Source organism: Chamaesiphon sp., assembly GCF_041738855.1.
Lineage (GTDB): Bacteria > Cyanobacteriota > Cyanobacteriia > Cyanobacteriales > Chamaesiphonaceae > Chamaesiphon.
Window position 1 is genome coordinate 20,472 of the sequence record NZ_JBGSPA010000170.1, and the last position, 8,686, is coordinate 29,157.

The window sequence follows — 8,686 nt, forward strand, 5'->3', positions numbered from 1 at the left end:
GGCAATGGCAGCCAGTTACGATGGCGGATGGCGACGACTATCCAAGTTGGGTAGTGGGGCGCGGTGAGCTGATGGGGGTAGATATAATTGCTTGGATTTGCGATTTGCTGTGGCTTCAGCTTGCTGGATACACCACCAGCGATAGCCGATTGCCATTCCCGAAGTTAGTAGCCCCAAAATCATCAATGTGCCTAGCTCATTGACACCACCAAGGACAGCATCAACTGCACCAACGATGATGAGAAAGCTTGATATTGGCTCTTTGCGGTATAGTCGTTTCAAAACGGTGGGGAAGATCGCGTGCATGTGTAGGTGGTAATACGAGGATGCTCGCTCCAGCAGCAATGAAGCTACTAGCGACTTACCATCCTATTCTACAAGCTCAGGCTCGGAAATCGATCGCCTCCGACCAGATAATTTAGCCAATCCACTGAGTTGTCATTATTATGCCCACAGATCGGTCGATCGATCGCCAAAACTACCGAATCTTTCGCGCTCATTCTTAGTTGATGCCCAATCCCACCAACGATAGGGGGTTTTGACCAGTGACGTACTCAATGATGAGGAGGGCGGCAAAGCCGACCATCGCTGCTCTGCCATTCAATTGCTCGGCAAATCGATTGAAACCAAATCTAGTGACAACTAGTTTCGGTTGGACAGTTGGTTGTACTTTTGTCATGATCTGAAGAATATTGCGATTTGTGAACTCAGTTCATATTTATCTTACGGCTGTTTGGTGCGATCCGCTAGCGGTTGGTAGCAATGCGATCGATTGATTACCACCTTCGATAACGACCCATTAATTTGAGCTTGCGTAATCGGTCGAGACTTGCTATAATCAGAACCTGCAACGGGACGTAGCGCAGCTTGGTAGCGCACTACTTTGGGGTAGTAGGGGTCGGAGGTTCAAATCCTCTCGTTCCGACTTGATTGAAACATATTGCTGGCAAGGCTTTTAGGAAACCAACCATTTCTTAACAGCCGCTTTTTCGTGTCTACACACTCAAAATAATGTGCTGTTTTGCGTGGTTTGGCTGGTACGTCGCCCACCATTTCACCCACTGTTTTTATGCACATTGAAAAACGCGGCAATAGCCTCCTCATCAGGTTTTCGCACGATGGCAAGCCCTATAGCTTCAGTCTGCCCAAACACAATAATCCGGTGGGGATGTCTGCTGCCAAGATAAAGATGGCACAGATCGAGAAAGACATCAACTACGGAAACTTCGATACTACTCTACTCAGATACAAACCTCGCAAGCTTGGGAACGATCCCACCGCGATTAGCGCAGTCGAACTATTTGAGAAATATATTCCCCACCATCAACAAGAGCGGGGGCTAACTCACGGATCGGGGCTAAGACTTAAAGCGATCCTGTCCAAACTCGATCGGTTACTCGGTGATAAACCAGCCGAGAAAGTGACTGAGCCTGTAGCAAAGGATCTGGTTACTAAATGGTTGGAATCGGCATCAAGTAAGACAGTCAAATCATATCTGTACTATTTAAAAGCTTGCTGGGATTGGGCAGAGGGAAAGTACCACGTTGCCGAATCTAATCCCTGGGAGTGTTGTTTAACCACTGCGATTACCAGGGGTCACAAAGCCCCAAATCGGCAACAGAAGAAACCCTTCACTATTGCCGAACTCCAAGCGATTATCTCAGCGTTCGCGATCGATCCATATTACTCTCACTACACTGAGTTCATCATCTTTCTCGCCTCTACTGCTTGCAGATTTGGGGAAGTTGCGGGGTTACGATGGAAGCATCTAGGTTCGGACTACAGCACAGTATGGATCGGGGAATCCATCTCTCGCGGCCATCAAAACCAAAAGGGCACCAAAACGGGAAAGCATCGCACTATCCAGTTACCGCCGAATGTGAGAGCGATGTTGGTAGCCAGATTCAATCGACTATCGCCACAGCCGGACGATCTGGTATTTCCCAGTCCCAAAGGTTTGCCCATCAATGACCATACGTTCAGAAGAAGAGCATGGAAAACCATACTTGAAAGCTGCCAGATCGAATATCGCTCGCCATACAATCTTCGACACACTGCCATCTCTCATGCGCTTCATAACGGTGCTAATTACATCGCACTGGCAGAACAGACTGGACACGATAAGCGCATGATGTTATCTACTTACGCTCACGCGATCGGCAGTGAATGTTTGTTTGTTGATATTGGAACAAGCCATCTACAACCACCAATTTAGGGCGCGAGCTTGGAAAACTATTTTAGCCAGTTGCCAGATCCAGTATCGATCTCCCTATAAATTACGCCACAGTGATATTTCCCACGCCCTTGCTCAAGAGATTGAGAGGTTCTATTTGTGAGGATAAACGATTGCAATTGTGTCGATCGACACCAACTGCAATTGTCAAGTCTTTTTCGATACAATTTAATTAATTTTTTGCCAGAACGGGAAAGAAAATAAATAGCTGTTGTCAAGATAGTAAATCTGTACTAAAGTATATTTATTAGCCTTGCCAAGCTTATTTGTTACTAACCCTTCCCACAAGTAAAACAGCCAAAGCCGATAGTGACGATTGCCGCTAATTGTCACTAGCCAAAATTTAGACCTTAAAAAACCGTGGCGGTTCCGTCACTGCATCAGTGAATTAACTGAATTAAACAGTTCGTTCGACAAGTTATGCAATAGAAAAGAATTAATCGAAAGACAAAATTAAATTAAGTCTTCCGATTAAGACTAAAAAAGAAAACACCCCTATTATCCCACGAGCGTCAGTGCTATGAAAACATCAACCAAAGCCAAACCCCGCTGCTTCAAATTTCTGTCTGAGGCGGCAATCAGAGAAGAGCGTTTCGATATCTCTACTTGGCAATCAGCTCAATTAAGAGCCAAGTTACCCAAGGGGATCTACTGGATTCAGCCAGTAGAAAGGGGGAAGATCCTCTGGAACCTAATCTTGTTAATTGATTACTTAACGTCTGGCGATCGACCAGAACATCAAATTTTAGTTGAAGAGTATATAGCGACATTGCCATCAGTGGGCTAAGACAATACCCCATTAGTAGTTCTTAGATCTACTAATGGGGCGATTGTATTGCTCTGATAAATTCGCATCTACAAATCCGAAATTAGTGTTTTTAAGCTTATGAAACCCTAATCGGATTTGTGTAATTTTGCGCCGCAAACTAATACTTTAGGAGATAACCGGATAGTTATTTGACTGTGGAAAATTAATAAATATTAGATACGTGCCAACTATTCGCATGTTGCTTTGAGAATTCAACAAGTATAAACCTTGACATTATCAAAGAGAATATCTCATGAATTACGATTACTCGATTCTGTCAGAATACTTTCCTGAAAGTGTCATTGAAGAATTCTACGCTAGTGCGATCGCTCCTCGACTGTGTTTGCTCAATGCTGAGTTTCTGAATGGTGATAAGGCAATTAGCGAACTATTGGGAGAAGTGAAGATCCACAATAACAATGGAACGTTAAAGAAGGGATATCAAGATACATACGCCTCGATTATCGATCGTGGCGGTACATCCTACACAGGCATCGATATCGAACATAGTTGTATTGCTAGTTGTACTAGTTTCAAGCCGTTCCAGCCGCGACTAGATAAAGAAGGTAAGCCAATTAAGTACGAGCATCCAGTTAAAAAGCCTTGTAAGGCATTCCTACCCATAATCGATCTGGAAACATGGCAAGCGATATCAGTGCGTGTAAGAGTAAATTTACCCAGCGATCTAGTTATTAAACAATGGCAATTAGCAGATATCGGCTCGGATGAATGGCGAGCTGAATGCCAACGACTCAGCCTAGCATTTTTACAGTGGATTCTGGACGATTCAAGAATCCCAGTTACCTTCACTGAAGGGGCAAAGAAAGCATTAAGTGGGATTAGTACTGGTGAGATTTGTATCTCGTTAACTGGGGTTTGGAATGGCTGTCCCGAACTAAATAAAGGCGAAAAGGATTACACATTAATTAACGATTTGAAGTTAATTTCTACTCCTAGCAGAAGGATAACTATTGCATTTGACAAGGACAGCAAACCGAAGACGATAAATATGGTTCGAGCAGCAATTAAAAGATTTGCTGGGTTATTAATAGCAGCAGATTGTCAAGTTTATTTAGCTGATTGGAGTAGCGATCGAGGTAAGGGCATTGATGATTTAATCTTTAACTGTGGAGTTAAGGCATTCCATGATGTTATCGATGGTGCAAAACCGTTTGGAACAGAGGAAACAGAAGATGAAGCCGACGGCGGAAAAAAGCCACCTAAGTCAGTTTCAGAGCGGTTGCTAGAGATCGGTAGAACGGCTACTTACTTCCAAACTGCCGATCGCATTGCTTATGCCGATATCACCATCTCTGGCAACCGTCACACTTATGCCGTTCGCTCTAGAGCTTTTAAAATGTGGCTGGCTGGTGAGTATTTCAAGAGCGAGGGGAAAGGAATTGGCTCGATGGCGATGCAAGATACGCTCTCAAACTTAGAAGCGATCTCCTTGTACGGGCAGGATTCAATAACTCGTGAAGTCCATCTTCGCATCTCCCAACATGAGGATAAAATTTATCTCGACCTGGGTACTCCAGACTGGAAAGCGATCGAGATCGATCCTACAGGCTGGCGGACGATCGACGATCCACCCGTGCGATTTTGGCGACCGGATTCACTTCGTTCGCTCCCTTATCCCGTCATAGGCGGAAATCTGACAGAATTACATGAATTGCTCAATGTAGATGAATCTGGATGGGTTCTCATTAGCACCTTCCTACTATTCTGTTTTTGTCCCAATAAAACCTATCCAGTATTAGTGCTATCGGCACACAGAGGGAGCGGCAAAACCGTTGCCGCAGAGATGCTCAAAGGTTTAATCGATCCTGGCAAAGCTCCACTCATCAAGCTCCAAGGAGATACCCACAAACTTGCTGTCTCGGCTTCCCGTCGGCTACTGATGGTCTATGATAACGTGGGACATATCAGTCCAGACCAATCGGACGATCTGTGTCGAATTGCGACGGGATTCGGGTATAGTACCCGCACTCTATTTAGCACCGACGAAGAGACTACCTTTGAGTTTGCGCGTCCTCAGATTATCACGGCGATCGATTCGTTAGTGACGCGCGATGACTTAGCCGATCGAGTCCTGATGGTACAACTGGGAGAAATTACCGAGCAGCAGCGACTACCCCAAGCCGAACTAGCTGCCAAGATCGAAGCGGCGCGTCCGCGTATTCTGGGGGCACTGTTGACGGCATTGAGTCAAACGCTGGCAGCGTTACCATCCATCAAGCCAGCTAAACTGCCTCGGATGGCTGACTATGCGCTCTTTGCGATCGCTAGCGAACAGGCTCTAGGATTGAAAGCTGGCAAGTTTTTAGAAGTATTCGACACCAGCCGTGAAACCGCACGAGCGGTCGTCATTGAAGCATCGCCGCTGGCTGAGGCGATCGTCAAACTGGTAGAGGCTACGCCGATCGTGTGGAAAGGTACGGCAAGTCAACTACTTCAAGACCTAGAATCACACACTGATGATGCCACCTATCGATCGCGCTTCTTCCCCAAATCCTCTAACTCTCTGAGCCGTCAACTCAATCGACTAGCCCCCGATCTCAAAGCAGTTGGCATCCAGATCGCCTTCACCAAAGAGGGAGATAAATGGACGCGATTCATCTGCCTAGAGAAAGAGCTGAAAATATCGTCGGTATCGTCGGTATCGTCGGGAGACAAACCAAAAGGTAGTCAGAGCAAGGATTTGAATACCGACGATCTTACCGACGATACCGACGATACATCATCCGCTTTACACTCTAATACCGTCGGTGAGCGAAGTACCGCGCCGCAAGGGTTTCAACCGAAAACCGACGATACCGACGATACCGACGATAAAAAACTCAACTCTTCTACAAGACTAGAAATTGGCAATCGCGTCAAGGCTGCCGATCCATATCATCGGCGCGGTGACGATCTGGGAGTAGTTAAGAAGATCGAGGGGGATTTTTATTCAGTCGAATGGGAGAGCGATCGTAAGTGTTATCGCTACACCGCTGATGAGTTGGCGGGAATCGAATGATTAATCTCCACCAGTACGATCGATGTCAATCGATCGATCCGAACGGATCGACCCTCAGCCTGACGATTTGGTGTTTCCCAGTTCCAAAGGAAGGCGATCGAGTCTATCGCTGTCGATTCGAGCCGTGCGGGTAATGCCGGAACTCGAACGATCGTCCTAGAAAAACTTGCTAAGAAAATGTCAGAAACGTCAGCCATGTCAGAAGGCTTATCCAGCAACGGTTCTGTGGCTGACATTAAGGCTGACATGAAAAGTGAAAATAATATGAAATGTCAGCCAAAACGTCAGCCGCGAAACCTTTACACAGCAAGAGATCCAGCTATCGGCTGACATGACTGACATGGCTGACATTAAAAAAGCAATAAATTCTAGACATGCCAGCAAAGAAGCGGATGAAATCGTGCGGGGGTTTAATGCCACTGACAATTGCCGTCGGTGCGGGAGTTGAGTTCGACTGCCTGTGGTCGCCAGATCTGGGCTGGTATTCTCAATGAAATGGCAAATTGTCTTTGTCGGCTGCTATCGAACGGGAGTGGTGTCAAGCTCATCTTCCCTAAATATCGGAACCCTCACCCCTCCACCATGAGTAGGAACCTTGACACTCTTTTGCTTATCCAATTCAGCTTCGCTTTCGTCTAGACTATCGATCGACGACTCACCCTGTATCCAATCGCTAACTTCAGCTTGTATTTGTGCCTTAAAAGTGGTGTAATACCGATTCTCTTTCAGAGAGGCTACGCCAACGCGTTTAATTAAATCCGGTCGATTGTCGCATAGAGATTTAATTTCGGCAAGATCGAGCGGCAATCGTTGGGCAATTATGAATTTCTCGATATCTTCGACTCTAAAGTCAACACTGCGCTCCGAACAGTGAGCGATCGCGTCGTCGAGCGACCGATGTTTGACTGTTGTAGAGATCGGGGGTGCAACGATTGGCAATCCCGATCGCACGATTTCAATGCCTAAATCGCTGGCTTCTTGCTGCCATCTTGCCTTTAGCTCGATTGAGGGGACACGTTCTTTATTTTTACGGGTACGATGCCAACTATCCTCCCGCGTCTGCCAAGTACTATCGGCTGGACACTGAGCGAGGATCTGCATCCGACGTTTGCTAAATTCGACTAAATTCTCCCGCTTGTAACCCTTAATCTCAAACATCCCGTGAGGACGAGGCTCGATCTCATAACCCTGTCGTTCGACTTCGGCTGCTAGGTATGCCTGATAGATCGTCCCTAAGTGTTTTTTATTCTGAAAGATCCGATCGTTGTCGTTGGCATACCATTTACCGCTCTCTGCCTGGGTTAGATTCATCACCAGGGCGTGGGTATGCAGGTGTGGGTCGAGTTCGCGGCTCTCGATATGGTCGAACTGGGCAACTACCAGGTTTCCTGTCTGAATTTCAGATACTATCCCATTCTTGGTAATCCGAGTTTGGGCGTAACGCGCCTCAATGAGTTTGAGGGTCATCTCAACGGCATTACGATGAGCGACTTCCAACCGAGTATCGCCGCTGACTAACGCAGTCAAACTCACAGATTTCGGTGCAGAAAAAGTAAAATCCGTTCCCGCACGGCGTTTGTCAGGGTTGCCTTTAGTGCCCAGATATTTACTACCATCTGGCGATCGACCGTAGCAAATATGCTCGAAAGATTCGCGCTCGATTTCACCAACTAATCCCAGTTTGGCAGCACCTTTACCAAACCACCGAGTTTCCCCCCGCTCGTAATCGTCAGTGAAATACTTCACTGCTGCACTCGCTTGACAATTTTTCGCGGTTAGCATCTGTCCTGCTGTAATATTATTAATTTTATTTTCACTACTCTTAACTTCGTCTTGAAACTATTTCGAGCATTACTTGAAACTATTTTTGGCATTAATTTCCCTCACTTCTGTTATTATTACTCAATTTTCAGTTATTATAGTAAATGCGTACTGTGCGCTTCCAGGGATTCATTAAGCCGATCTTAGGGCTGACAAAGTATGTACATAAACATGACAAAGATGTCTTAAATATGGCTGTTACTCGAAATTATCGATCGCCAAATCTTGAGTAAATTTGGCTAATTTATGTACGATAAATGTCCATAAGCATGACAGAAATGTCGCGATTGCGTACAAAAATTTGACATAAAAATGTCTACCATTTCTCTATACGAAATACTTCCATCGCAAATATTCAAGTAGTATCTCGAATCGAAAGCAATCTTTATGAGTAAAAATTTTGGCATCAGATTCGTCCCAGATCCTAATCGCTCCGAAGAGGTATTGCTGCATCATTACTACAGCAATACCAGAGAGGGGATCTATGCTAAGTTGCTCGCCAATGCAATGGCGATCGATCTGCCGTTAGCAATGGACGAATCGGGCGAGTGCGATCGCGGTGAGATGGAAGCAGCAATCGATGACTCGCTAGCAACTTTACAATCGAAGATCGATCGACTCAATCGTTTATCGCGGCGGCATGGATTAGATTGTCACCTCACAGCTCGCTCGTTAAGTACATCAGTAGCGTCAATCTTGCCCTTACCATCAGTTTCAGCAGATTCGTTGCTCGCTGACGATCTGCAACACACAACCACCGAACGATCTAAACCCCACTCTCAACTACCTCAGATTGCGAATATCG

The 8,686-nt window shown here is 45.9% G+C and carries 9 protein-coding genes and 1 tRNA gene; 5 read left to right on the plus strand and 5 right to left on the minus strand.

The window, feature by feature from the left end; translation table 11 throughout:
• Positions 1 to 15: 15 nt before the first annotated feature.
• The 3 genes from ACEW9I_RS17885 to ACEW9I_RS17895 form a co-directional block, all read right to left on the minus strand.
• A complete protein-coding gene (locus tag ACEW9I_RS17885; RefSeq protein WP_373541685.1) occupies positions 16 to 306 on the minus strand; it encodes a hypothetical protein in 291 nt (96 codons plus the stop codon).
• Positions 307 to 374: 68 nt separating this feature from the next.
• Positions 375 to 500: a hypothetical protein gene (locus ACEW9I_RS17890; protein ID WP_373541686.1), complete on the minus strand. Its 126-nt coding sequence runs from the start codon at positions 498 to 500 to the stop codon at positions 375 to 377.
• 2 nt (positions 501 to 502) lie between these two features.
• Complete coding sequence (locus tag ACEW9I_RS17895) at positions 503 to 679, minus strand: hypothetical protein (RefSeq protein ID WP_373541687.1); 177 nt, start codon at positions 677 to 679, stop codon at positions 503 to 505.
• A gap of 172 nt (positions 680 to 851) precedes the next feature.
• Between ACEW9I_RS17895 and ACEW9I_RS17900 the strand changes: the two genes are divergently transcribed.
• From ACEW9I_RS17900 to ACEW9I_RS17915, 4 genes are all read left to right on the plus strand, one after another.
• Positions 852 to 925, plus strand: a tRNA-Pro gene (locus tag ACEW9I_RS17900).
• A gap of 144 nt (positions 926 to 1,069) precedes the next feature.
• The gene (locus ACEW9I_RS17905) at positions 1,070 to 2,215 is read left to right on the plus strand and encodes a tyrosine-type recombinase/integrase (RefSeq protein ID WP_373541688.1); all 1,146 of its coding nucleotides are present in this window, start codon (positions 1,070 to 1,072) and stop codon (positions 2,213 to 2,215) included.
• 538 nt (positions 2,216 to 2,753) lie between these two features.
• On the plus strand, positions 2,754 to 3,020 hold the full coding sequence (locus tag ACEW9I_RS17910; RefSeq protein ID WP_373541689.1) for a hypothetical protein: 267 nt from the start codon (positions 2,754 to 2,756) through the stop codon (positions 3,018 to 3,020).
• 274 nt (positions 3,021 to 3,294) lie between these two features.
• Complete coding sequence (locus ACEW9I_RS17915; protein WP_373541690.1) at positions 3,295 to 6,060, plus strand: DUF3854 domain-containing protein; 2,766 nt, start codon at positions 3,295 to 3,297, stop codon at positions 6,058 to 6,060.
• On the opposite strand, the gene ACEW9I_RS17920 is transcribed toward ACEW9I_RS17915, so the two are convergent.
• Together ACEW9I_RS17920 and mobF are read right to left on the minus strand one after the other, a co-directional pair.
• Positions 6,027 to 6,296 (minus strand): hypothetical protein, encoded by a 270-nt coding sequence (locus ACEW9I_RS17920; protein WP_373541691.1) that lies wholly within the window; start codon positions 6,294 to 6,296, stop codon positions 6,027 to 6,029. The two genes, ACEW9I_RS17915 and ACEW9I_RS17920, sit on opposite strands and share 34 nt — an antisense overlap.
• Positions 6,297 to 6,579: 283 nt before the next feature.
• On the minus strand, positions 6,580 to 7,842 hold the full coding sequence (gene mobF / locus ACEW9I_RS17925; protein ID WP_373541692.1) for a MobF family relaxase: 1,263 nt from the start codon (positions 7,840 to 7,842) through the stop codon (positions 6,580 to 6,582).
• A gap of 426 nt (positions 7,843 to 8,268) precedes the next feature.
• On the opposite strand from mobF, the gene ACEW9I_RS17930 reads away from it, so the two are divergent.
• Positions 8,269 to 8,686 (plus strand): hypothetical protein (locus ACEW9I_RS17930; protein WP_373541693.1); only part of this gene is annotated, 418 nt, incomplete at its 3' end.